The sequence below is a fragment of the Streptomyces sp. NPDC039423 genome, from assembly GCF_055598725.1.
In genome coordinates, this window is record NZ_JBVKAH010000013.1 from 42,973 (window position 1) to 67,016 (window position 24,044).

Annotated in this window: 21 protein-coding genes and 1 pseudogene; 6 read left to right on the top strand and 16 right to left on the bottom strand. The window is 73.9% G+C overall.

All coding sequences use genetic code 11. The features are described 5' to 3' along the window. Positions 1-15 precede the first annotated feature (15 nt). Entirely contained in the window at positions 16-1,209 is a 1,194-nt protein-coding gene (locus tag ACZ7LK_RS30035) for a serine hydrolase domain-containing protein (RefSeq protein WP_392277078.1), read from the top strand. Here the strand turns inward: ACZ7LK_RS30035 and ACZ7LK_RS30040 are convergent. Continuing rightward, a complete protein-coding gene (locus ACZ7LK_RS30040) occupies positions 1,203-2,324 on the bottom strand; it encodes a glycosyltransferase family 4 protein (RefSeq protein WP_471144444.1) in 1,122 nt (373 codons plus the stop codon). The genes ACZ7LK_RS30035 and ACZ7LK_RS30040 overlap by 7 nt on opposite strands. Beyond that, entirely contained in the window at positions 2,258-3,502 is a 1,245-nt protein-coding gene (locus ACZ7LK_RS30045; RefSeq protein ID WP_471144446.1) for a glycosyltransferase 87 family protein, read from the bottom strand. Before ACZ7LK_RS30045 ends, ACZ7LK_RS30040 begins: the two co-directional genes overlap by 67 nt. Before the next feature lie 143 nt (positions 3,503-3,645). Here ACZ7LK_RS30045 and ACZ7LK_RS30050 point away from each other — a divergent pair, with 143 nt between their 5' ends. The 4 genes from ACZ7LK_RS30050 (at position 3,646) to ACZ7LK_RS30065 (ending at position 7,788) form a co-directional block, all read left to right on the top strand. After that, entirely contained in the window at positions 3,646-4,830 is a 1,185-nt protein-coding gene (locus ACZ7LK_RS30050; protein ID WP_471144448.1) for a sensor histidine kinase, read from the top strand. Continuing rightward, positions 4,824-5,501, top strand: a complete 678-nt coding sequence (locus ACZ7LK_RS30055) for a response regulator (RefSeq protein ID WP_392277074.1) — start codon at positions 4,824-4,826, stop codon at positions 5,499-5,501. Before ACZ7LK_RS30050 ends, ACZ7LK_RS30055 begins: the two co-directional genes overlap by 7 nt. Before the next feature lie 70 nt (positions 5,502-5,571). Continuing rightward, positions 5,572-6,492, top strand: coding sequence for a DMT family protein (locus ACZ7LK_RS30060; RefSeq protein ID WP_392277073.1), 921 nt, complete (start codon positions 5,572-5,574; stop codon positions 6,490-6,492). 39 nt (positions 6,493-6,531) lie between these two features. Continuing rightward, positions 6,532-7,788: a sensor histidine kinase gene (locus tag ACZ7LK_RS30065; protein ID WP_392277072.1), complete on the top strand. Its 1,257-nt coding sequence runs from the start codon at positions 6,532-6,534 to the stop codon at positions 7,786-7,788. A 27-nt stretch (positions 7,789-7,815) separates the two neighbouring features. On the opposite strand, the gene ACZ7LK_RS30070 is transcribed toward ACZ7LK_RS30065, so the two are convergent. From ACZ7LK_RS30070 to rpsB, 9 genes are all read right to left on the bottom strand, one after another. Next, a complete protein-coding gene (locus ACZ7LK_RS30070; RefSeq protein ID WP_392277071.1) occupies positions 7,816-8,832 on the bottom strand; it encodes an ABC transporter ATP-binding protein in 1,017 nt (338 codons plus the stop codon). Between the two features lie 2 nt (positions 8,833-8,834). Further along, complete coding sequence (locus tag ACZ7LK_RS30075; RefSeq protein ID WP_471144493.1) at positions 8,835-10,439, bottom strand: ABC transporter permease; 1,605 nt, start codon at positions 10,437-10,439, stop codon at positions 8,835-8,837. Positions 10,440-10,474: 35 nt separating this feature from the next. Then, entirely contained in the window at positions 10,475-11,569 is a 1,095-nt protein-coding gene (locus ACZ7LK_RS30080; RefSeq protein WP_392277070.1) for a thiamine ABC transporter substrate-binding protein, read from the bottom strand. A 217-nt stretch (positions 11,570-11,786) separates the two neighbouring features. Next, the gene (gene rlmN, locus ACZ7LK_RS30085; RefSeq protein WP_392277069.1) at positions 11,787-12,899 is read right to left on the bottom strand and encodes a dual-specificity RNA methyltransferase RlmN; all 1,113 of its coding nucleotides are present in this window, start codon (positions 12,897-12,899) and stop codon (positions 11,787-11,789) included. Positions 12,900-13,039: 140 nt separating this feature from the next. Then, positions 13,040-14,299, bottom strand: a complete 1,260-nt coding sequence (locus ACZ7LK_RS30090) for a phosphatidate cytidylyltransferase (protein WP_392277068.1) — start codon at positions 14,297-14,299, stop codon at positions 13,040-13,042. Continuing rightward, entirely contained in the window at positions 14,299-14,856 is a 558-nt protein-coding gene (gene frr / locus ACZ7LK_RS30095) for a ribosome recycling factor (protein ID WP_064070288.1), read from the bottom strand. The genes ACZ7LK_RS30090 and frr overlap by 1 nt, the downstream gene beginning before the upstream one ends. 146 nt (positions 14,857-15,002) lie before the next feature. Continuing rightward, positions 15,003-15,767: a UMP kinase gene (pyrH, locus tag ACZ7LK_RS30100; RefSeq protein WP_392277067.1), complete on the bottom strand. Its 765-nt coding sequence runs from the start codon at positions 15,765-15,767 to the stop codon at positions 15,003-15,005. A 159-nt stretch (positions 15,768-15,926) separates the two neighbouring features. After that, positions 15,927-16,763 carry a translation elongation factor Ts gene (tsf, locus tag ACZ7LK_RS30105; protein ID WP_392277066.1) on the bottom strand — a complete coding sequence of 279 codons (837 nt, stop codon included), beginning with the start codon at positions 16,761-16,763 and terminating at the stop codon, positions 15,927-15,929. Positions 16,764-16,862: 99 nt separating this feature from the next. After that, on the bottom strand, positions 16,863-17,786 hold the full coding sequence (gene rpsB, locus ACZ7LK_RS30110; protein WP_392277065.1) for a 30S ribosomal protein S2: 924 nt from the start codon (positions 17,784-17,786) through the stop codon (positions 16,863-16,865). Positions 17,787-18,426: 640 nt separating this feature from the next. Here rpsB and ACZ7LK_RS30115 point away from each other — a divergent pair. Next, the gene (locus ACZ7LK_RS30115) at positions 18,427-18,777 is read left to right on the top strand and encodes a peptidoglycan DD-metalloendopeptidase family protein (RefSeq protein WP_392277064.1); all 351 of its coding nucleotides are present in this window, start codon (positions 18,427-18,429) and stop codon (positions 18,775-18,777) included. 78 nt (positions 18,778-18,855) lie between these two features. On the opposite strand, the gene ACZ7LK_RS30120 is transcribed toward ACZ7LK_RS30115, so the two are convergent. The 5 genes and pseudogenes from ACZ7LK_RS30120 to ACZ7LK_RS30140 all read right to left on the bottom strand — a co-directional run bounded on the left by ACZ7LK_RS30120 (position 18,856) and on the right by ACZ7LK_RS30140 (position 23,934). After that, complete coding sequence (locus tag ACZ7LK_RS30120; RefSeq protein WP_471144494.1) at positions 18,856-19,416, bottom strand: TetR/AcrR family transcriptional regulator; 561 nt, start codon at positions 19,414-19,416, stop codon at positions 18,856-18,858. A 53-nt stretch (positions 19,417-19,469) separates the two neighbouring features. Next, the gene (gene whiG, locus ACZ7LK_RS30125) at positions 19,470-20,306 is read right to left on the bottom strand and encodes an RNA polymerase sigma factor WhiG (protein WP_392277063.1); all 837 of its coding nucleotides are present in this window, start codon (positions 20,304-20,306) and stop codon (positions 19,470-19,472) included. 263 nt (positions 20,307-20,569) lie between these two features. Then, a pseudogene (gene dprA, locus ACZ7LK_RS30130) lies at positions 20,570-21,734 on the bottom strand (DNA-processing protein DprA). Between the two features lie 224 nt (positions 21,735-21,958). Next, on the bottom strand, positions 21,959-23,572 hold the full coding sequence (locus ACZ7LK_RS30135; protein ID WP_392277061.1) for a YifB family Mg chelatase-like AAA ATPase: 1,614 nt from the start codon (positions 23,570-23,572) through the stop codon (positions 21,959-21,961). Further along, positions 23,572-23,934, bottom strand: a complete 363-nt coding sequence (locus ACZ7LK_RS30140) for a YraN family protein (RefSeq protein WP_392277060.1) — start codon at positions 23,932-23,934, stop codon at positions 23,572-23,574. Before ACZ7LK_RS30140 ends, ACZ7LK_RS30135 begins: the two co-directional genes overlap by 1 nt. Between the last annotated feature and the right edge of the window lie 110 nt (positions 23,935-24,044).

Sequence of the window (24,044 nt, forward strand, 5' to 3'; positions counted from 1 at the left end):
AGGAGGTACGCAGGCATGCGTGCAGCGCCCACCCGCCGCGGACGCCCCTTCCGCACCCGACTGAGACTGACCGCCGCCCTGGCCGTGACCGGGGCCTGTGCCGCCGGCCTGCTCGCCGGACCGGCACAGGCCGAGGGGCGGCACCCGGACAGCCGCGACCGCGAGCTGCGCCGGGCGCTGGAGGAACTGGTGGGGCCCCCGGACGGGCCGCCCGGGGCCATCGCCCTGCTGCAACGGGGCCGGGACGTGAAGGTCTACCGGGCCGGTGTGGCCGACGCGGACTCCGGACGGCCGCCGCACCCCGGTGACCACATGCGCGTGGCCAGCATCGCCAAGGCGTACAGCGGGGCCGTCGCGCTCCAGCTCGTGGACCGCGGGAAGCTGCGGCTCGGCGACACGATCGGCAAGCGGCTGCCGCGGCTGCCCAAGGCGTGGCACAAAGTGACGCTCCGCCACCTGCTCCAGCACACCAGCGGCCTGCCGGACTTCACCGAGGACCCGGACTTCCAGCAGGCGGTGGCGGCCGACCCGCGCCGCGAGGTGGACCCGCACACGCTGCTGGACTTCGTCGCCGACCGGCCCCTCCTCTTCAAACCGGGCTCACGGTACCGGTACGACAACTCCGACAACACCGTGGTGGCCATGATGGCGGAGGCGGCGACGGGCCGTCCGTACGAGGAGTTGCTGCGCGGGCTCGTCATCCGGCCGCTCGGCCTGCGCGACACCAGTCTCCCCCGGGGGCACCTGCTTCCCCGTCCCTACCTCCACGGCTACGACTTCGAGCCGGACGGGCCACTGGAGGACGTCAGTACCGCCTTCAGCGCGTCGCTCTTCTGGGCCTCGGGCGGGGTCGTCTCCACCCCGAACGACCTGAACGCCTTCATGCGCGCCTACGGGAGCGGCCGGCTGCTGTCGAAGGAGACCCGGAAGCAGCAGACGAAGTGGATCAAGGGCTCCTCCGTGAACCCCGGTCCCGGCCGCAACGAGGCGGGCCTCGCGCTGTTCAAGTACACGACCCGCTGCGGTGTGGTCTACGGCCACACGGGCACCATCCCGGGCTACACCCAGCTCGCCGCCACCACACCGGACGGCGGACGCTCCCTGACATTCACCCTCACCTCCCAGGTGAGCCGGCAGCAGACGCCGGAGCTCCTGGCGCGGATGCGCCAGGTGCAGGAGGACTTCGTCTGCGAGTTGCTCCGTCACTGAAGCAGCCGGGCGAGCGTGTCGTACGTACGGTCCCACGTCCATGCGCGACGGATCCGGTCACGGCCCTTGTCCCCCATCACCCGGGCGGCATGACGGTCCGTCAGCAGCTCCGCCAGCCGGGCGGCGACGGCCGTGACGTCCCGCCCGTCGACCACGTGGCCGGTCTCCCCGTCCCGTACGGTGTCGGGCGCGCCGCCCGAGTCGCCCGCGAGGACCGGCAGACCGGCCGCGGCCGCCTCCAGGTACACGATGCCGAGCCCCTCCACCTCCAGTCCGCGCCTGCGGGTGCGGCAGGGCATGGCGAACACGTCGGCGGCGGCGTAGAAGCGCGGCAGGTCGGCGTGCGGGTGGCCGCCCGCGAAGACCACCGCGCCGGTGACCCCGTGGGCGGCGGCCAGGCGTCGTAGGCGGCCCTCGTACGGCCCGGCGCCGACCAGCAGCAGGTGGGCGTCCGGCACGCGCGCGTGGATCAGCGGCAGGGCGCGGACCAGGGTGTCCTGGCCCTTGCGGGGGACCAGGCGGGCGGCGCACAGGACGACGGGCGCGTCCCCGAGTCCGTAGTGGCGGCGTACGGGGCCCGCGTCCCCACCCGGCCGGAACACCCCGGCGTCCACCCCCGGGATCAGCCGGGCGAGCCGGGCGCCCGGGCCGAGCGCCGCGCCGATGGGCGCCCGGGTGCTCGCGGCCAGGTAGGTGACGACGTCCACCTCCGCGCCGATGCGCCGCAGCAGGGCGCGGGAGCCGGGCGTACGGGCCCACCACACCTCGTGGCCGTGCGTCGTGGCGACCAGCCGCCGCACCCCGGCCTCGCGCCGCAGCCGGCCGGCCATCAGCCCGAGCGGGGCGGCGGCCCCGAACCAGACGGTGTCGCAGCCGTACGCGCGGGCGAGCGCCACCGTCCGCGCGGTCGCGCCCGGCGTGGGCAGCAGCGTCCGGACGCGGTCGCGGACGACCGGGTACGGCAGGGCGGCGTCGTGCGCGGCGGCACCGGCCTCCGACGACGTGTGGACCACCACCCCGCCGGGTGGGAAACGGTCCGTCATGGCCTTCACGAACGTCTCGATACCGCCCTGCCGGGGCGGGAAGTCATTGGTGACGACGAGCGTACGGTGCACGGGATCTCTCCGAGGCAGGCGAGCAGGACGAACGGGTGGACGAGGTAGCCGAAGCGGGTGGCGGGCATGAACGCGATCGCGAGCGTCAGCCCGAGCGCGAGCCGCCCGGCCGCCGCCCGTACGGTCCTGGGCGCGCGGACGGCCAGGGAGGCGGCGAGGAGCAGGGCGCTCACCACCAGCAGCACCGCCGCGACGACGGTGCCGCCGGGTACGTGCGCGGCCAGAAGCCGCCCCGGGAAGGGGCTGGCGGCGGGCGAGCCCGTCCCGGTCAGCCCCAGCGGGAAGGCCACGACGTGCTCGTGGAAGGCCCCGGGGTTCCCGGCAGCCACCGGCACGCCGACCGCCCCCGCGACCCCGACCGCCACCCCCGCGCACCGCGCCACGGCCCGTCCGGGGGACCCCGGCCCGTCGGGGGCGGTCTTCCGGCGGGGCGCGACGGGCGGCCACGACGGGACGGGGCGGTGCTCTCGCCGCGTGCTCCCGGGGACGGGCTCCTCGGGCGGCGCCGGACGACGGGGCCGGGGCGGGGGCGTGCCGCGGCGTGTCGCCAGCAGCACCAGCGCGACCGGCAGCGCGGGCCACGCCGTCCACTTCAGGGCCGCCGCCGCCCCCAGCGCGAGGCCCGCCCGCCCCGCCCGGCCCCGGCCCGCCTGGGCGAGACCCAGGCACATCAGGCCGGCGACCGGCAGATCGACACCGCCCACCGCCAGCGGCAGGGAGACCAGCGGGCAGGCCGCCACCCATGCCACCCGGCGGGGCGCGGCCGCGGCGACCGAGGCCAGGAACACCGCGCCCATCCACCACCGCGGGTCCCCCGGCAGCGCCCCGAGGACGGCCATCCCCGGCAGGTACGGGTTGTAGTCGGCGAGCCCGCCCGGGTCCGGTGCGTAGGGGGTGCCGGTCGCCATCAGCGACGCGCCCGACCGCTCGACGACGGCCACTTCGAGCTGGCCCCGGCCGGTCGTCACGAGCAGCACCAACGGCACCGCCACCGCCCCCAGCAGGGCCGCGCCCACGGCCGTACGACGGTGCCGGGCGAGCAGCGCCGCCGTCGCGTAGCCGAGCGCCGCCGCCACGCCCCATGTCCGGTGCGGGGCCAGGTCCGTCACCGCGGCGAGCGCGCCGGCGACGGCGGCGCAGCCTGCCCAGACGGCCCGCGCCGCCCTCAGCTCGATCATGTGGTCGAGGCTAGGAAGACCTCGACTCCCGGACGTCACCCCTGGATCCGGTCTCCCAACTCCACCCGTGGCATGAGCGGCGGCCCGTGGATCAACCCGTGCTCCGACGCGCGCCCCGCCCGCGTCCCGCGAGAATCGGGGTCATGAACGCGCTCGTCCGGACTCTGCGCCGCACCGTGGCCTCGCCCGCGTACCCCTGGGTCACGGGGGCCCTGCTCACCGTGTGCACGGTCGTCGAGCTGGCGCTGGTGCCCGGATCGCCGTGGGTGGCCGGATCGGTCCTGGTCTCGTCCGCGTCCCTGATGTGGCGCCGCGTACGGCCGGAGACGGCCCTGCTGACGGTCGCGGCCGCGTTCATCGGGTTCGGTGCGGACGTGAGCCTGTACCTGGTCACGGTGATCAGCGGTCTGACGGGGCTCTACACCCTGGGCCGCCACCGGGTGCAGCACCCGGCGGTGCTGGTGGGGGCGGGGGGCGTGGCGTCGCTGGGGGTGAACCTGGTCCACGTCCGGGAGTGGGCCACCCTGTCCCCGGCGGCCGGTCCGTCCCTGCTGGAGGGCCACCGGCTGGACCCGGGCCTGTACGCGGAGACGTTCCTGCTGACCGTCGTCGTCCTGGGCGCGGTGAGCGCCGGGGACGCCGTACGGGCGCGCGAGGAGGCGCGGGACGAACGGGCCGCCGCGCAGGAGAGGTTGCTGGCGATGGAGCGGCGGCAGGCGGCAGAGGCCGAGCGTGCCGCGATAGCCCGGGAGCTCCACGACGTGGTCGCCCACTCCGTGTCGATGATCGCGGTGCAGGCGGAGAGCGCCACGTACACCACTCCGGACCTGTCCCCACAGGCCCGCGAGGCTCTCCAGCAGATCGCCGGTACGGCCCGCTCGTCGATGACCGAACTGCGCCGTCTGCTGGGCGTGTTGCGCACGGGCCGGGAGGACCGGGCCGCCACCGCGCCGCAGCCGACGCTCGACGGGCTGGACGACCTGGTGGAGCAGCACCGGGCGGTGGGCGGCAGCGCCGACCTCCGGGTGAGCGGCGAGCGGGTCGCGCTGCCGGCCGGGTGGGAGCTGTCCGCGTACCGGATCGTGCAGGAGGCGCTGACCAACGCGCGCAGGCACGCCCCCGGGGCCCATACGGTGGTGGACATCGGGTACGGGCCGGACCGGCTGGCGATCCGCGTGGCGGACGACGGTCCGGGCCCGGCCGGGCACGACGGCACGGGCCACGGGCTGGCCGGGATGCGCGAGCGCGCCGTGCTGCTGGGAGGACACCTCCGCACCGGTCGGGGCGCGGAGGGCGGGTTTGTGGTGGAGGCGGAGCTCCCGTGGTGATCAGGGCGATCGTGGCCGACGACCAGGCGGTCGTACGTACCGGTTTCGTCAACCTCCTGTCGACCCAGGAGGACATCCTGGTGGTCGGCGAGGCGGAGGACGGGGTGCAGGCGGTCCGGGTGGCGGCCGAGCAGCGGCCCGACCTGGCGCTGCTCGACATCCGGATGCCGCACCGGAACGGCGTCGAGGCGGCCCGGGAGATCCTCGCCGCGTCCGGCGGGGCGACGAAGGTGCTGATGCTGACGACCTTCGACCTGGACGAGTACGTGTACGACGCGCTGGCGGCGGGTGCCGGCGGGTTCCTGCTGAAGGACGCGACGTTCCCGGAACTGCTGCACGCCGTCCGGGTGGTGGCGCGTGGTGACGCGCTGCTGGCGCCGTCCGTCACACGGCGGCTGATCGCGGAGTTCGCCCGCCAGCGGGCGGGGGTGCCGCGGCCGCGGCCGGTCGAGGGGCTGACGGCGCGGGAGAGGGAGGTGCTGGTGCTGATCGCCCGGGGCCTGTCGAACGCCGAGATCGCCCAGGCGCTGTCGATCACCGACCACACCGTGAAGACGCACATCAACCGGCTGTTCGCGAAGATGGGCCTCCGGGACCGGGCACAGGCGGTGATCCTGGCGTACGAGCTGGGTCTGGTGCTGCCGGGCCGTGACGTGTCCGCGCCCGGCTGAGGGAGGCAACGTCCGGCGCCGATCTCTCGTCTGGCAGGGGTAACCACCTGACCGATGAACGGAGCCGGACGTGCTCATAGGACTGCTGACGGCCGTCGCGGCCTCGATCTGTTACGGCACGGGCTCCGTGCTCCAGGCCGTCGGGTCCCGCCGGTCGGCCCGTCGGGAGGCGGCGGACGGCCTGACGACCCAGCACGGCGGGCCGTCCCTGGCGTCGACCGCCAAGGCGGCGACGACGTGGGAGTTCGTCGTCGGTACGGTGCTCGACTTCGTCGGATTCGGGCTGGGGGCGCTGGCCGCGCGGATGCTGCCGCTGTTCCTGTCCCAGACGGTGATCAGCGCCAACCTGGTGATCACCGCCGTGCTGAGCGTGCGGCTGCTCGGGCTGCGGCTGAACCGGGCCGAGTGGACGTCGATCGGTGTCGTCTGCTCGGCCCTGGTGCTGCTGGCGACGGCCGCCGGGGCGGAGGGTGACGGGCACACGCCGGTCGCCACGCACTGGTGGCTGCTGGCCGTGTCGCTGCTGCTGATGGCGGGCGGCACGGTCGTGGTGCGGCTGCTGGGCGCGCGGGCGGCGGTCCTGGCCGGTCTGCTGTCCGGGCTGGGCTTCGGCGCCCTCGGGGTCGGCGTGCGCGTGCTGGACGGCGTCGACCCGTTCGACCCGGGCGCGCTGCTGGCGGACCCGGCGCTGTACGCGATCCTCGTCGCGGGGGTGGGCGGGATGTACCTGCACACGGTGGCGCTCCAGATCGGTTCGGTGAACGGGGCGACGGCGGCGCTGGTGGTGGGCGAGACCGTGCTGCCGGGCGCGATCGGTGTGCTGTGGCTGGGGGACGCGTCCCGGCCGGGGCTGGGCTGGCTGGCGGTGGCGGGGTTCGTCCTGGCGGTCGCGGGCGCGGTCGCCGTGGCGTGGTTCGGGGAGCCGGAGGGCGGGGAGCCCGGGGCGGTGCGGGAGCCCCGTGCGCCGGGGGAGCTCGCCCGCGTCGGCTGAGCGGCCCCCTCGTAGACTCCCGGTCGGGGGAGATGAGACATGGGGCTACGGCTCACGATAGGTGCCACGATCACCGCGACCGCCGCGCTCGCCGCGCTGGTGACGGGCGTGCAGGTGCCGCGGCTGATGGAGGACCGGGCCCGGGACCAGGCGATGGAGCGGCTCCTGTTCGCCGAGCGGGCCTACCTGGAGGACGGGCGGGTCAGCTTCGGGCTCCGGGTCAACCCGCCCAACCTGCCGGACGAGCTGCGCCGCACCGTCCTGGCGGGCCGCCGCGCCACCTTCGTCCAGCCGTACGGGGAGCGGCGGCGGATCTGGGCGGCCACCGCCGTCGGCGACGACGTCCTGGCGCTGAAGCAATTCGAGGACCCGCTGTCGGACGAGCTCCAGACGGGCATGCTGCGGGCGGGTGTGGTCGGGACGGCGGTCGCCACCCTGATCGGCCTGCTGCTCGCGACCCGGCTGGGGCGGCGGCTGCGGCTGTCGGCCCGCCGGGCGGAGCAGATCACCGGGGGTGACCTGGACGCCCGGCTCCCGCAGCGGGGGCGGGACGAGATCGCCACCCTCACCCGGGCGGTCAACACCATGGCCGACGCCCTGGCGGAACGTTTGCGCGCGGAGCGCGAGGTGACCGCGAACATCGCGCACGAGCTGCGCACACCGGTGGCCGGGCTGGTCGCCGCGGCCGGGCTGCTCCCGGACGGCCGGGCGGAGTCGATGGTGAAGGAACGGGTGGCGCGGATGCGGGACCTGATGGAGGACGTCCTGGAGGTGGCCCGCCTCGACAACGGCGGCGAGAAGGCGGACGTACGGCTGGTGGAGCTGGGCACACTGGCCCGCCGGGCGGTACGGGCGGCGGAGGACGCGGCGGTCCGCCTTGACATCGTTGCCGACGCGCTGGTGGAGAGCGATGCGCGGCGGGTGGAGCGGGTCCTGACGAACCTGGTGAGCAACGCGCTGCGCCACGGTGCCGCACCGGTCGTGGTGGAGGTCGAGCACGGTGTGGTCCGGGTGCGGGACCGGGGCGCCGGCTTTCCCGAGCACCTGCTGGCGCACGGGCCCCGGCGGTTCCAGACCAGCGCGGTGGGCAAGGGGCTGGGCCTGGGCCTGACCATCGCGGCGGGCCAGGCCCGGGTGCTCGGCGCGCGGCTGGTCTTCACCAACCCGGAGGGCGGCGGGGCCTGCGCCGTACTGGACCTGTCGGCGTCGGTACGCGACGCCGCACCGGACCACCCGCCGGGCCCCGCCCGCGACCGCACGCCGGGCCACCCGCCGGACGCGCCGTCCCGGGGGTGAGCCCCCCGGCGGCCGGGCGGCGGCCCGTCAGTCCAGGACCACCACCTCGTCGGCGGTGAACGTCACGCCCACCACGGCCCCTTCGGCGGGCGCGTCCCGCAACGGGCACTCGGCCTCCAGGACGGGCCCGGTCTCCGGGCGGAGCCGTACCGCCACGTGGTGGCCCCGGAAGGTACGCCCCTCGGCCACGCACCGCAGCCCCTCGGCGGGGTCGCCCATCCGCACGCCCGCGGGCCGCACCAGGACCCGGGCGGTGCCCTGCGGCGACCCGGCCGGCACCGGGACCTTGCCCCACGCCGTGTCGGCCGCCTCGCCGCTCACCGTCGCCGCCACCACGTTGTCGAAGCCCAGGAAGCGGGCGACGAACGCGGAGGCCGGGCGCTGCCACACCTCCAGCGGCGTCCCGCTCTGGGCGATGCGCCCGTCCCGCATGACGACCACCCGGTCGGCGAGCGCGAACGCCTCGCCCTGGTCGTGCGTGACGGCCAGCACGGTGGTGCCGAGCCGCCCGAACAGCCCCCGCAGCTCGACCACGAGCCGTTCGCGCAGCCCCCGGTCGAGCTGGCCGAGCGGTTCGTCCAGCATCAGCAGCCGGGGGCTCGGGGCCAGCGCCCGCGCGAGCGCGACGCGCTGCTGCTCGCCGCCGGACAGGGCGGCGACGGCCCGCCGTTCGGCGCCCGGCAGGCCCACGAGGTCCAGCAGCTCGGTCACCCGGGCGGCCTGTTCCTTCCGCGACGCGCCGCGCATCCGCAGCCCGAACGCCACGTTCCCGCCGACGTCCCGCTGCGGGAAGAGCTGGTGGTCCTGGAACATCAGCCCGACGCCCCGCCGGTGCACGGGCACGCCCGCCTGGTCGGCGCCGTCGAGCAGGACCCGGCCCCCGTCCACCGGCTGGAGCCCCGCGACCACCCGCAGCAGGGTCGACTTGCCGCTGCCGCTCGGGCCGAGCAGGCACACGATCTCGTGGTCGGCGACGTCCAGCGACACCGCGTCCACGGCGACGCGGGATCCGAAGCGTACGGTCACGTCCTGAAGAGCGAGCATGGTCACAGCTCCCCGGACCGGTCGACGCGGATTCGTTCGAGCAGCAGCAGGGCCACCGCGCACACCACCATCAGGATCGTCGAAAGGGCCATGGCCTGGCCGTAGTTGAGGTCGCCGGGCCGCCCCAGCAGGCGGGCCACCGCGACCGGGAGGGTCGGGTTGTCCGGCCGGGCGATGAACACGGTGGCCCCGAACTCCCCCAGGGAGACGGCGAACGCGAAGCCCGCCGCCACCAGCAGCGCCCTGCGCACCAGCGGCAGGTCCACCTCGCGCCACACCCGCCACGGCGAGGCGCCGAGGACCGCCGCCGCCTCGCGCAGCCGCGCGTCCACCGCGCGCAGCACCGGCAGCATGGTCCGGACCACGAAGGGGACGCCGACCAGGGCCTGGGCGAGCGGCACCAGGATCCACGAGGAGCGCAGGTCGAGCGGCGGTTCGTCCAGGGTGATCAGGAACCCGAAGCCGACGGTCACGGCGGACACCCCGAGGGGCAGCATCAGCAGCGCGTCGAAGCCGCGCACCAGCCGTCCCGGGCGCCGGGTGAGCGCGGCGGCGGCGAGCCCGCCGACCAGGAGCGCGATCGTGGTCGCGGCCAGGGCGTACTCCAGGGAGTTGCCGATGGCCTCGACCGGCGGGACGAGGAACGTGCCGCCGCCGGCGTCCGCGTCCTGGAGCGCCCGGTAGTAGCCGAGCCCGCCGGCGAAGGAGCGCTGGACGAGCACCCCGAGCGGCAGCACGAGCAGCAGCGCCACGGTGAGGAGCACGCTGCCGAGCAGGGCCCACTGGCCGGCACCGCGCGGCCGCCGGGCGGTCAGGCCGGCGTCCACCAGCCTCAGCGCGCTCTCCCGCCTCCGTACCGTCCGGGCGTGGACGGCGAGGACGGCGCCGACGGCGGCGAACTGCACCAGCGTGAGCACCGAGGCCGTCGGCAGGTCCAGTAGCTGGGCGGTCTGCCGGTAGATCTCCGCCTCCAGCGTGCGGTACGCGGGCCCGCCGAGGATCTGCACGATGCCGAAGGAGGTGTACGTGAAGAGGAAGACCATCAGCGCGGCGGCGGCCACCGCGGGCCCGAGCGCGGGCAGCGTCACCCGCCGCCAGGCGCCGAAGCGCGAGGCGCCCAGCACCCGCGCGGCCTCCTCCTGGCGCGGGTCGAGCTGCGCCCACAGGCCGCCGACCGTCCGGACGACGACCGCGTAGTTGAAGAAGACGTGGGCGAGGAGGATCGCCCACACGGTCGTGTCGAGCCGGACGCCCCACAGCTCGTCGAGAAGCCCGCCCCGGCCGAGGAGCGCGAGGAAGGCGGTGCCGACGACGACGGTCGGCAGCACGAACGGCACGGTGACGACCGCCCGCACGAGCCCCCTGCCGGGAAAGTCGAAGCGGGCGAGGACGTACGCCCCGGGCAGGGCAATCAGCAGGGTGAGCGCGGTGGAGGCGAGTGCCTGCCAGGTGGTGAACCAGAGCACGTCGAGGATGTCCGGACGGCCCAGCACGTCGCCGAGCCGCCCGAGCTGCCAGACGCCGTCCTCCGTACTCAGCCCGCGCCCGACGATGGCGACGACGGGGTAGGCGAAGAAGACGGCGAAGAACGCCACGGGCAGGACCATGAGCCCCGCCCGCAGCGCACCGCCCGTGCGGGTGGTTACTTCAGGACGAGCGAGGACCACGACTGGATCCACCCGTCGCGCTTCTGGGCGATCTTCTCGGGGGCGACGGTCCGGGCGTCGGCCACCTTCACCCCGTGCTTGGTGAACAGTGCCGGGAGCACGGCGTCCTTGGCCACCGGGTTCACGAACATCTGGAGCGGCATGTCCTCCTGGAACCGCTTGCCGATCAGGAAGTCGATCAGGGCCTTGCCGCCGTCGGGGTTGCCGGCGCCGTTCAGCAGACCCGCGAACTCGGTCTGCCGGAAGCACGTACCGGTGGAGACGCCGGTCGGCGCCTCGGCCGGCTGCGGCTCGGAGTAGAGCACCTCGACGGGCGGGCTGGAGGCGTACGACACCACGAGCGGCCGGTCGCCCTTGGCCTTCTTGCCGCCGGCCGAGCCGGAGAACTCCTGGTTGTAGGCGAGCTCCCAGCTGTCGACGACCTTCACGCCGTTGGCCTTGAGCTTCTTCCAGTAGTCCTGCCAGCCGTCGTCCCCGTACGCGGCGGCCGTGCCGAGCAGGAAGCCCAGGCCGGGTGAGGAGCGCTCGGGGTTCTCGACGACGAGGAGGTCCTTGTACGCGGGCTTGGCGAGGTCGTCGAAGGTCTGCGGCGGCGCCAGCTTCTTGTCCGCGAAGTACTTCTTGTCGTAGTTGACGCAGATGTCACCGGTGTCGACGGGCGTGACCCGGTGCTTGTCCTTGTCGAGCTGGACGGCGTCGGGGACCCGGTCCAGGCCCTTGGCCTCGTACGGGTCGAAGAGGCCGCTGTCGAGCGCGCGGGACAGCAGGGTGTTGTCGACGCCGAAGAAGACGTCGCCCTGGGGGGCGCCCTTGGTGAGGATCGCCTTGTTGACGGCCTCGCCCGCGTCGCCGCTCTTGAGGACCTTGACGGTGTAGCCGGTCTGGCGGGTGAACTCCTTCAGGACGGCCGGGGAGGCGTTGAAGGAGTCGTGGCTGACGAGCGTCACGGTCTTCGACGTCGTCCCGCCGTCGGCGGCGTCCTTGCCGGACTCGCCGCCGCAGGCGGTGAGCGCGGTGGCGCCCAGCGCGGCGGCGAGGGCGCCGACCGCGATCTTCTTGGTGGTGCTCACTGAGATTCCTCCTGGGGGTGACCAGGAAGAGACGCGGCCCTGCCCACCGCCATCGGCGGTGGGCAGGGCGCAACAGCTCGAGTAACGACCGAACTTCCTACCCAGAATGACCTGGGCGAGGTTCAGAGGGTCTGCGGCCTGGACGGTTGCCGCACTCTCAGCGCTGTGGCGCTCCCCTGTCGGAATATGCAGATGTGTTCGAGGCCAGACTACAAGCTCACCGCTCGGCGGCCGCGAGCTGTCCACAGGCACCGTCGATCTCCTGCCCGCGGGTGTCACGGACGGTGACCGGTACGCCGTGGGAGGCGATGGCCTCGACGAACGCCTTCTCGTCCTCGGGGCGGGACGCGGTCCACTTGGAGCCGGGGGTCGGGTTGAGCGGGATCAGGTTGACGTGGACGCGCTTGCCCTTGAGCAGCCGGCCCAGGAGGTCGCCCCGCCAGGCCTGGTCGTTGATGTCCCGGATGAGGGCGTACTCGATGGAGACGCGGCGGCCGGACTTCTCCGCGTACTCCCAGGCCGCGTCCAGCACCTCCCGGACCTTCCAGCGGGTGTTGACGGGCACGAGGGTGTCGCGCAGCTCGTCGTCGGGGGCGTGCAGCGAGACGGCGAGGCGGCACTTGAAGCCCTCGTCGGCGAACCGGAGCATCGCCGGGACGAGGCCGACGGTGGAGACGGTGATGCCGCGCTGCGACAGTCCGAGCCCGTCGGGCTCGGGGTCGGTCAGCCGCCGGATGGCCCCGACGACCCGCTTGTAGTTGGCGAGCGGCTCGCCCATGCCCATGAAGACGATGTTGGACAGCCGCGCGGGCCCGCCGGGCACCTCGCCGTCGCGCAGGGCGCGCATGCCGTCGACGATCTGGTGCACGATCTCGGCGGTCGACAGGTTCCGGTCGAGCCCCGCCTGGCCGGTGGCGCAGAACGGGCAGTTCATGCCGCAGCCGGCCTGGGAGGAGATGCACATCGTGACGCGGTCGGGGTACCGCATGAGGACGGACTCGACGAGCGTGCCGTCGTGCAGCCGCCACAGGGTCTTCCGGGTGGTGTCGTCGTCGCACGAGATGTGCCGCACGACCGACATCAGGTCCGGCAGCAGCTCCGCGGCCAGCTTCTCCCGCGAGGCGGCGGGGATGTCCGTCCACTCGGCGGGGTCGTGCGCGTACCGCGCGAAGTAGTGCTGGGAGAGCTGCTTGGCGCGGAAGGGCTTCTCGCCGATCGCGGCGACGGCCTCCTTGCGCTCGGCGGGCGTCAGGTCGGCGAGGTGCCGCGGCGGCTTCTTGGCTCCGCGCGGGGCGACGAAGGTGAGCTCTCCCGGTGCGGGGCGTGGCATGACCTGGTACTCCTCAGTGGGGACGAGGCCGCGGTACGTGAGCCGGGAGACCTCACCGGATGATCCCCGCGCGGGCCGCGGGGCCGAAAGGGCCCGCCGCGACCGTGCGACGAGCCCTTCCAGGGTAACCGGACCTCGGTTCAGCCTGTTCCCACGAAGATCACCATGAGCAGCCACACCACGGGCGCGGTCGGCAGGAGCGAGTCCAGCCGGTCCATGATGCCCCCGTGACCGGGCAGGAGCGTGCCCATGTCCTTGATCCCCAGGTCCCGCTTGATCATGGACTCGCCGAGGTCGCCCAGGGTGGCGCTGGCCGCGACGGCCAGGCCCAGCAGCAGGCCCTGCCACCAGGCGCCGCCGTCGATGGCGAACTCCATGCACAGCGCGCCCGCCGCCATGGCGAACGCCACCGCGCCGAGCAGACCCTCCCGGGTCTTGCCGGGACTGATGCGGGGAGCGAGCTTGTGCTTGCCGAAGCGCCAGCCGACGGCGTACGCCCCGGTGTCGCTGACCACGGTGAGCAGCAGGAAGGTGAGCACCCGCCACGGACCGTCGTCGGCGGTGAGCATCATCGCCACGAACGTCGCCAGGAACGGCACGTAGAACGCGGCGAAGACGCCGGCCGTGACGTCCTTCAGATAGCCCTCGGGCGGTTCGGTCATCCGCCAGACGAGCACCGCGAGCGCGGTGAGCGCCATGGCGACCCAGGCGCCCTCGGCGCCGCGCACGTACCCGGCCACCACCATGGCCGCACCGCCGACGGCGAGCGGCACCAGCGGGGCCTTGATGGCCTTGCGCTCCTGGAGGCGGGAGGTCAGCTCCCACAGCCCGACCACGACGGCGACGGCTATCACGCCGACGAACACGGCCTTCCAGATGAACAGCGACGCGACGATCACCGCACCGAGACCGACGCCGACCCCTATGGCGGCCCGCAGGTCGCGGCCGGCCCGCTTCTTCTGCGGACCGGACGGCGAGCCGGGCTGCTCACCGGACGGCGAACCGGAGTGCCGGCCGGAGTGCCGGCCGGGCTGCGGGTCGGGCTGCTCCGGAGGCCGGGGCGCTCCCGACGGCGGGATGGGCATGGGCTCCTGCGGGTTCTCCGGCTGCCGGCGCCGCGGCCGGTGGTGCGGCGGCTGCGGCTGTGGCTGCGGCATCTCGTCGCGGAACGGGGGACCGCTCAGCGGAGCGGTCCCCCGGTCGCGGTCGTCCTGGTCTCCGCCGGTGTCTCCACCGGCGGGAACGTCGGGCACGATGGGCATGGGCCGAGTCTGCTGTGCCTCATGCCCGTCGTGGGCGGGACCCGCCGGGGCTGCCGGAGCGAACCCCGGGTGGTACCCCTGGTCGGGCGGACCCCATGGACCGCCTGCCGGCGGGGCCCCCCAGGAAGAGTCGTTCATCAGACCTCGAGCAGCTCGGCTTCCTTGTGCTTGAGCAGCTCGTCCACCTGCGCGACGTACTTCGCGGTGGTGTCGTCGAGCTCCTTCTCCGCGCGGCGGCCCTCGTCCTCGCCCACCTCGCCGTCCTTGACGAACTTGTCGATCGTCTCCTTGGACTTGCGGCGGACCGAGCGGATCGAGATCTTGGCGTCCTCGGCCTTGCCCTTGGCGACCTTGATGTACTCGCGGCGGCGCTCCTCGGTCAGCTCGGGGAACACCACACGGATGATGTTGCCGTCGTTGCTCGGGTTGACGCCGAGGTCCGAGTCACGGATGGCCTGCTCGATGTTGCGCAGGGCGCTCTTGTCGAACGGGGTCACCACGGCCATGCGGGGCTCCGGCACGGAGAACGACGCCAGCTGGTTGATCGGCGTGGTGGCACCGTAGTAGTCGGCCACGATCTTGTTGAACATGGCCGGGTGCGCGCGCCCGGTACGGATCGCGGCGAAGTCCTCCTTGGCGACCAGGACGGCCTTCTCCATCTTCTCCTCTGCTTCGAGGAGGGTCTCTTCGATCACCACTTGCTCCTGCGTGTCTATGAGTAGGCCCGGCGTACAAAGGGCTGCGGAACCTGCGTCGCGTCTGTTCCCTGCACGGTGTCCGACCGGCAGGGCTTTGTCCATCCCCTCGCGGGGCGCCCCGGGGTTGTCCGGGGGACCCGGGATCAGGTCCTGGTGCCCTGGTCGCTCACGAGAGTGCCGATCTTCTCACCCTTCACGGCCCGCGCGATATTGCCCGCCGCGAGCAGCTCGAAGACGAGGATCGGGAGGTTGTTGTCGCGGCAGAGGGTGATGGCGGTGGCGTCGGCGACCTTGAGGTCGCGGGAGAGCACCTCGCCGTACTCCAGCGCGTCGAACTTCACCGCGTCCGGGTTGGCCTTGGGGTCGGAGTCGTAGACCCCGTCCACCCCGTTCTTGCCCATGAGGAGCGCTTCCGCGTCGATCTCCAGGGCACGCTGGGCGGCGGTGGTGTCGGTGGAGAAGTAGGGCATGCCCATGCCCGCGCCGAAGATCACGACGCGGCCCTTCTCCAGGTGGCGCACGGCCCGCAGCGGGATGTACGGCTCCGCGACCTGGCCCATGGTGATGGCGGTCTGCACCCGGGAGTCGATGCCCTCCTTCTCCAGGAAGTCCTGGAGGGCGAGGCAGTTCATGACCGTACCGAGCATGCCCATGTAGTCGGAGCGGGCCCGGTCCATGCCGCGTACCTGCAGCTCCGCGCCGCGGAAGAAGTTGCCGCCGCCGATCACGATCGCGATCTCCGCGCCGTCGCGGACGACCGCGGCGATCTCGCGTGCGATGGCGTGTACGACGTCGGGATCGACGCCGAGGCCACCACCGCCTGCGAACGCCTCGCCGGACAGCTTCAGCATGAAGCGGCCGACCTTTTTACCGGTGTTGTCGTCGCCCTTTGCGGCGCCCTGGTTCATGGAGATCTCCTCGTGCACATACGAAGAAGGCCATTGCCGGTGGGTGTTGTGGTCCCTACGGCAATGGCCTCCTCGTCAGATCTGTGGCCGCCGGCGCTCACGCGACCGACCGTCCACTGGGAAAACCCTAGCGGGCTCCCGCGTCGAGCGCGTACCGGCTCAGATGCCGACCTTGATGCGGGTGAAGCGCTTCAGGGTGACACCGGCCTCGTCCAGGACCTTCTGGACGGACTTCTTGTTGTCGAGCGCGTACGGCTGGCCCAGGAGGGTGGCGTCCTTGAAGAAGCCGTTGAGGCGACCCTCGACGATCTTCGGGAGCGCGGCCTCGGGCTTGCCCTCGGCGCGGGTGGTCTCCTCGGCGACGCGGCGCTCGGCCTCGACGACCTCGGCCGGGACGTCGTCCTTGGAGAGGTACTTCGGGGCGAAGGCGGCGATGTGCTGCGCGATGCCCTTGGCGACCTCGGCGTTCTCCTTGTCGAGCTCGACGAGGACACCGATCTGCGGGGGCAGGTCGGGCATGGTGCGGTGCATGTACGCCGCGACGTAACCGCCGGAGAACTGCGCGAAGCGGTCCAGGACGATCTTCTCGCCGAGGTTGGCGTTGGCCTCGTCGACGTACGCCTGGACGGTCTTGCCGGGCTCGATCTCGGACGCGAGCAGCGCCTCGACGTCGGCCGGGGAGGTCTTGGCGACGTGCTCGGCCAGGGCCGTGGCGACGCTCTGGAACTTCTCACCCTTGGCGACGAAGTCCGTCTCGCACTTGAGCTCGACGAGGACACCGGAGGTGTTGTCGCCGGCGATCACGGAGACGACGGCGCCGTTCTCGGCGGAGCGGCCCTCGCGCTTGGCGACGCCCTTCTGGCCCTTGATGCGCAGCGCCTCGACGGCCTTGTCGACGTTGCCCTCGGCCTCGTCCAGCGCCTTCTTGCAGTCCATCATGCCGGCGCCGGTGAGCTCGCGGAGCTTCTTGACGTCAGCGGCGGTGTAGTTCGCCATGATCTGTAAGTCTCTCTCGAAGTCTGGAAGATCTACGAAGATCTACGGGTGGACGGCGGGGGCCTTGTGAGCCCCCGCCGTCGATCCGAACCTGAAAGGTCAGGCCTGCTCGGCGTCCGCGGCCGGAGCCTCGGCGGCGGGCGCCTCGGCGGCCGGGGCCTCGGCGGCCGGGGCCTCGGCGGCCGGGGCCTCGGCAGCGGCCTCGGCCGGCTTCTCGGCGGCCTCGTCGGAGTCCGCCTTCTTCTCGCCGCCCTCGAGCAGGTCGCGCTCCCACTCGGCCAGCGGCTCGCCGGCGGCCTTCTCGCCCGGCTTCTGGTCGCCGGTCGCGGCGCCGGAGCGGGCGATGAGGCCCTCGGCGACGGCGTCGGCGATCACGCGGGTGAGCAGGGTGACGGAGCGGATCGCGTCGTCGTTGCCCGGGATCTTGTAGTCGACCTCGTCGGGGTCGCAGTTGGTGTCGAGGATCGCGACGACCGGGATGTGGAGCTTGCGCGCCTCACCGACGGCGATGTGCTCCTTCTTGGTGTCGACGATCCAGACGGCGCTCGGCACCTTCTGCATCTCGCGGATGCCGCCGAGGGTCTTCTCCAGCTTGGCCTTCTCGCGCGAGAGGACCAGGAGCTCCTTCTTGGTGAGACCCGAGGCCGCGACGTCCTCGAAGTCGATCGCCTCGAGCTCCTTCAGGCGCTGGAGGCGCTTGTAGACGGTCGAGAAGTTGGTGAGCATGCCGCCCAGCCAGCGCTGGTTGACGTAGGGCATGCCGACGCGGGTCGCCTGCTCGGCGATCGCCTCCTGCGCCTGCTTCTTGGTGCCGACGAACATGATGGAGCCGCCGTGCGCGACGGTCTCCTTGACGAACTCGTAGGCGCGGTCGATGTACGACAGCGACTGGAGCAGGTCGATGATGTAGATGCCGTTGCGCTCGGTGAAGATGAAGCGCTTCATCTTCGGGTTCCAGCGACGGGTCTGGTGACCGAAGTGGACGCCGCTCTCCAGCAGCTCCCGCATCGTGACGACGGCCATGGCCGTATCTCCTTGGTTCTCGGTTATGTCCTGACGCCCCGACGCGCCGTGCCACGAGTGGACCGAAGAGCGCTGCCACGACTTGTGAGGGTGGTGGCGGGGCGTGCGAAGTCGACCCGGTGGCCCGGGTCGCCAGAAGAAGTGTACGGGACCCCGGCAGCCCCGGGTGACGGCGCTGTCCACAACCGGCCGGTTGTCCACGGATCGAGTCCATGATCAGCGCGGCCGGGCCCGTCCGCGCCACATTCTGCGCATGTACTCGACCGTGGTCGCCCTGCTCCTGTCCGTGATCCCGCCCGTGGTCCCGTCGGGGGGCCCGCCCGTGGTGCCGTCCGTGATCCCGCCCGTGATCCCGGCGGGGATCCAGCCCGCGGTGCCGTCCGTGGTCCCCTCAGGGGCCCAGCCCGCGGTGCCGTCCGCGGTCCCGGCAGGGATCCCGCCCTTCGTCCCGCCGGGGGTCCGGTCGGGGGTCCGGTCGGGGGTCCGGTCGGGGGTCCGGTCGGGGGGCCCGCCCGCTTATCCCTCGGTGCCGGGCGCCGTGCCGGGCGCGGCCGCGGTGTGGCCGGTGGGGCCGCCGCGCCCGGCGGTCGTGCGGGGGTGGGAGCCTCCGGCGTCGGCGTACGGCCCGGGGCACCGTGGCGTGGACCTCGCCGCACCGCCGGGTACGGCGATCCGTGCGGCGGCGGCCGGCCGGATCGCGTTCGCGGGCCCGGTGGGGGGCCGCGGTGTCCTGTCGGTCGTCCATCCGGCCACGGGCGCCCCGCCGCTGCGCACCACCTACGAACCGGTCCGCCCCCTGGTGCGGCCGGGCGCCGAGGTCACGGCGGGCCAGGTGGTGGCCGTGGTGGCGCCGGCACCCCGCTCCCACTGCGGCACCGGCGCGTGCCTGCACTGGGGGCTGCGCCGGGGCGATGCCTACCTCGACCCGCTGTCGCTCCTGCCGCCGGCGCTGCTGACCCGGCCCCCGTCCCGTCTGCTGCCGCTGCTGTGAGGCGGGCCGGACGGTTCACGGGTTCACGGCATCACGAATGCACGGCGTCACTGGGGGCGGCCTCACGGGCTCGGGGGATCACGCCCCGCGGACGCCCCGGAGGGCCATCGAGACGGCCGTGTCGGCGATGGCCGAGGGGTGCTCCGCCGCGCCCAGCTCGATACGGCGCACCGCGGCGTCGACGACGCCCTGGAGCAGCATCGCGGCCAGCCGCGGCTGCTCCTGGCCCAGCTCCGCCAGCGCCTCCACGACCATGGCGACCAGGCCGCCGTGCGCCGCGCGGATCTTCTCCCGGGCCCCGTCGTCCAGCTCGCTCGCGGAGATCGCGACGACCGCCCGGTGCCGCCGGTCGCCGACGAGGTCGAGCTGGGTGCGGACGTAGGCCTCGACCTTGCCCTCGGGGGTGTCCGCCCACTCCATCGCCGCCTCGACCTCCGCCGCCCATACGGGGAAGTCGACCGCGCACAGTTCCTCGACGACGGCGGCGCGGGAGCGGAAGTACTCGTACACGGACGACCGGGCCAGGCCGGTGCGCTCGGCGAGGGCGGGGAAGGTCAGCGCCTCCGTCCCGCCTTCGGACAGCAGGGAACGCGCGGCGTCCAGCAGGGCGCCTCGCTGCATGGTCCGGTGCTCGGCCACGGAGGCCGCTCGAATCCTGGGCACGGCTCCACTCTACGACCGGGTGTTCGGCGTCAGCGGCCTACATCGGCCAGCTTCGCCCGCAACTGGAGTACCGACTTGGTGTGGATCTGGCTGACGCGGCTCTCCGTGACGCCCAGCACGTTGCCGATCTCGGCCAGGGTCAGGCCCTCGTAGTAGTAGAGCGTGACGACCGTCTTCTCCCGTTCGGGCAGGGTGTTGATGGCCCGGGCGAGCAGCCGGCGCAGCTCGCGGCCCTCGGCCACCTCGACCGGGTCGTCCGCGGCGGTGTCCTCCAGGGTGTCCATGAGGCTGAGCCGGTCGCCGCCCTCGCCGCCCACGTGCAGCAGCTCCTCCAGGGCCACCACGTTCGCCAGGGACAACTGGCTGAAAACGGCGTGCAGTTCCTCCAGGGCGATGCCCATCTCCCTGGCGACCTCGCCCTCCGAGGGGGTCCGCCGCAACTGGGCCTCCAGGGTGGCGTACGCCCGCTCCACGGCCCGTGCCTTCTGGCGCACGGAGCGGGGGATCCAGTCGAGGGCGCGGAGTTCGTCGATCATCGCGCCGCGGATCCGGGTGATGGCGTACGTCTCGAACTTGATCGACCGCCCGATGTCGAACTTCTCGATCGCGTCGATGAGCCCGAAGACCCCGGACGACACGAAGTCGGCCTGCTCCACGTTGGACGGCAGACCGACGCTCACCCGGCCCGCGACGTATTTCACCAGCGGCGAGTAGTGCAGGATCAGCTGTTCCCGCAGCCGCTCGTCGCCCGTGTCCTTGTACGACCGCCACAGCTCGTCCAGGGACGAGGGTGCGGGCGGGCGCACGGTGCTCCGGGCAGCGGGGGGCACCGCTGCGCGGTCGGACCCGGAGGTGTGCTGGGGCATGCGTCGCCTTGAGCCGTTCTGCTGGGTGTGAGGGGGGACGGGGGAGGGGGACGGGATGCGGAGGGGGTAATTCTGGTGAGCGTAGCGTGACCGTGGAGTCGCAGTGAGCTAAGGCCACCGGATCGTGGACCCGCGGGGGCGTGCCGTCGGCCGCATCTTCGAAAGGAGCCCATGAGGCCGACCGGGCGCGGGTCGGCCCCCCGGGCGTCGCCGGGAAAGCTACGAGGGTCATCGGCATCACCTTTTCACCCGAATGCTCCTGGTCAAGGACCGCCTCGCCGGGCGTTCGGGCGATGTGCGGCGGCGGCCGTCAACTGCCAGGTGTCGCCGTGGCGTTCGACGAACCCCAGGGAGTGGAGTTCGTACAGCCTGCCGAGCGCCTCGTCAACGGTGGTCCCGGCGTCACGCGCGATCTCGTCAACGGTGGCGGTCCTCCCGCGTGCGGGCAGCGCCTCCAGCACGCGCGCGCCGGCCGGGTCGAGGAGGTCCCTCGGCAGGACCGGCCCGCGCCGGGGCGGGGCAAGCTCGCCGATGTGCCCGACCAGTTCGGCGACCTCGGCGGCGTCGGTGACCAGCTCGGCCTCGCCGCGCAGCAGCTCGTGCACACCCGCGGAGAGGCCGCTGGTCGCCGGGCCGGGGACGCCCATGGTGAACCGGCCGAGCCGCTGAGCGGCGCGGGCGGTGACCAGCGAACCGCTGCGGTACTCGGCCTCCACGACGACCGTGCCCCGGGTGAGCGCGGCGATCACCCGGTTGCGCAGGATGAACCGGCTCGGCGTGGGATGGGCGCCCGGCGGCAACTCGCCGACGACGAGGCCCTGTCGCGCGATGCGCCTGATCAGCTCGGTGTGGCCGCGCGGATAGGCGGTGTCCACCCCGCACGCCAGCACGGCGACGGTCGCCCCGCCGGCCGCCAGCGCGCCCCGGTGCGCGGCGCCGTCGACGCCGAAGGCCGCGCCCGAGACGACGACCCAGCCGCGCTCGGCGAGCCCGGAGGCGAGGGACGCCGCCATGTGCGCCCGGAGTGCAGGCCCGCGCCCCGACGACGGCCACGGACCGCAGCGCCCAGTGGCGGAGGTCGGGCCCGCCGCGCACCCACAGGCCGACGGGCCGGCCGTCCCCGAGGTCGTCGAGCTGGCTGGGCCACTCGGCGTCGCCCGGCACGACGAACCGCCCGCCGACCGCCTCGACCGCCGCCAGGTCCCGCTCCGGCTCGGCCCGGGCGGCCCGCGCCCGGAAGCCCTGGATCCGTTGCTCGCTCGCCCCGCCGAGCGCCTCGTCGTCGTACGGCACGGTCGTCAGCCGCCTCAGCAGCTCCACGGGCCCCAGCTCGCGCAGCCACCGGCCGCCGTGCTCATCACCCGGTTCGACGACCCGCGTCAACGCCGCTCGCGCCCGTCGCTCCCGCTCGGTCACCTGCTCGGTCATTCCGCTCCCCCGCTCTCCCCGATGTCCGTGGTGCGCGCCCCGTGATCCCGCGCACCCCCACCCGCCTCGCCGTGCGCCCGCGCTCCGGCCGGGACCGCCCCCTCGGCGGCCGGTGCCCCGCCCGGCGATCCCCGCGTCACCGGCGGACCGCCCCCGCCCACCGCACGGGCCTCCCGCTTCCCGGCGCCCGGTCCCGCGTGCCGCCCCGCCGGGGCGGCCGCCGGTCAGCCCCGCTCCCCCACCGCCACCGGGACGCCCCGGGCGATCCCGGTGCGCAGCTCCAGCGCCAGGTGGACGTCCTCGGGACCGGGGCGGTCACGGCCCGCGAGGTCGGCGACGGTCCACGCGACCCGCAGGACCCGGTCCAGACCGCGCGCGGTGAGCAGGCCCCGCTCGATGTCCCGCTCGGCGGTGGCGAGGGCGCCCGGGCCGACCTGCCAGCGCGTGCGCAGCTCATGGCCCGGCACCTCGCAGTTGACGTTCCAGGGCGTGCCGTCGAGGCGGGCCGCGGCCCGGTCCCGGGCATCCCGCACCCGTGCCGCGACCGCCGCGGTGGACTCGCCCCGCCCGCCGTGGGCCAGCAGGTCCGCCCGGGTGACCGGCTCCACCTCGACCCGCAGGTCGACCCGGTCGAGCAGCGGTCCGGACAGCCGGGCCTGGTAGCGCCGGATCACCGACGCGGGGCATTCGCAGCCCGCCCCGGTCAGGGTGTGCCGCCCGCACGGACAGGGGTTGGCGGCCAGCACCATCAGGAACCGCGCCGGGAGCCGCACCACGCCCGCGCTGCGCGCCACCACCACATGGCCCGACTCCAGCGGCTGCCGCAGCGCGTCCAGCGCCTTGCCGGAGAACTCCGGGGCCTCGTCCAGGAAGAGCACCCCCCGGTGCGCCAGCGAGACGGCACCCGGCCTCGGCAGCCCGTTACCACCGCCGATCAGGGACTGCATGGTCGCGGAGTGGTGCGGGGCGCAGTAGGGCGGCCGGTGCACGAGCGGTTCGCCGGGCGGCAGGAGGCCCGCCACCGAGTGCACGGCGGTGACCTCCAGGGCCTCCTGGCGGGTGAGCGGCGGCAGGACGCTCGGCAGCCGCTCGGCGAGCATGGTCTTGCCCGCGCCCGGCGGGCCGGACAGCAGCAGGTGGTGGCCGCCGGCCGCCGCGACCTCCAGGGCGAGGCGCGCCCGGCGCTGCCCGGCGACGTCCGCCAGGTCGGGCCCGTCGGCGGGATCGGGGCTCAGTCCGGTGCCCACCCCGGCGCCCGGCACCAGCAGCCCGGCCAGCATCGCGTCGGGGCGCCCCGTCTCGTCCGGTTCCTCCTGGGGCACCGGCTCGTCGGCGAGGACGGCGATCAGCTGCCGCAGCGTCCGCACCCCGAGGACGGAGACTCCGGGGACCAGGGCCGCTTCCCCGGCCGTCTGCTCCGGGACGACGACCTGCCGGTAGCCCGCCTCGGCGGCCGCCAGCACCGCCGGCAGGACGCCGCGCACCGGCCGGACCCTGCCGTCCAGCCCCAGCTCGCCGATGAGCACCAGGTCGGCGATGGTCCTGGGGTCCACGCGCTCGGCCGCCCCCAGCACCGCGGCGGCCACGGCCAGGTCGAAGCCGGAACCGCCCTTCGGCACGGAGGCCGGGCTGAGCCCGACGGTCAGCTTCTTCTGCGGCCACTCGGCGTCGGAGTTGACGATCGCCGCCCGCACCCGGTCACGGCTCTCCGTGAGGCTCTTGTCCGGCAGCCCGACCAGGGCGAACGTCGCCACGCCCGGCTCCAGGTCCGCCTGCACCTCCACGACCACGCCCTCGACCCCGACGAGGGCCACCGAACAGGTCCGCGCGAACCCCATCAGGCCACCCCCCGGACGTGCTCGACGAGGGGCGCGCCGCGCCGGGGCAGCAGTACCCCCACCAGATCGATGCGCACCCCGCCCGCCGGTGGTCCGCCGTGGCGCTCCAGCCAGCACGCCGCCAGCCGCCGCAGCCGCTCCGCCTTCGCGGGTGTCACCGCCGCCATCGGGTGCTCGAAACCGCTCCCCCGGCGGGTCTTGACCTCGCAGATGACCACCGTGTCGCCGTCACGGGCGACGATGTCGACCTCCCCGGCCCGCCCGCACCGCCAGTTCCTGGCGAGCGTGGTCATCCCGGCCTCGCCGAGCCGGCGGACCGCCAGCTCCTCGCCGTACCGCCCCAGTGCCCCCGTCGCGTTCATCCCGGCACCACCTCCGGCACCGACTCTGACGCGTCGGTGCCGGACCTGTGGATCTTGGTGGACAACCGGTCCCTTGGGGACAACTCCGTCCCCCACACGGGTGACCACCG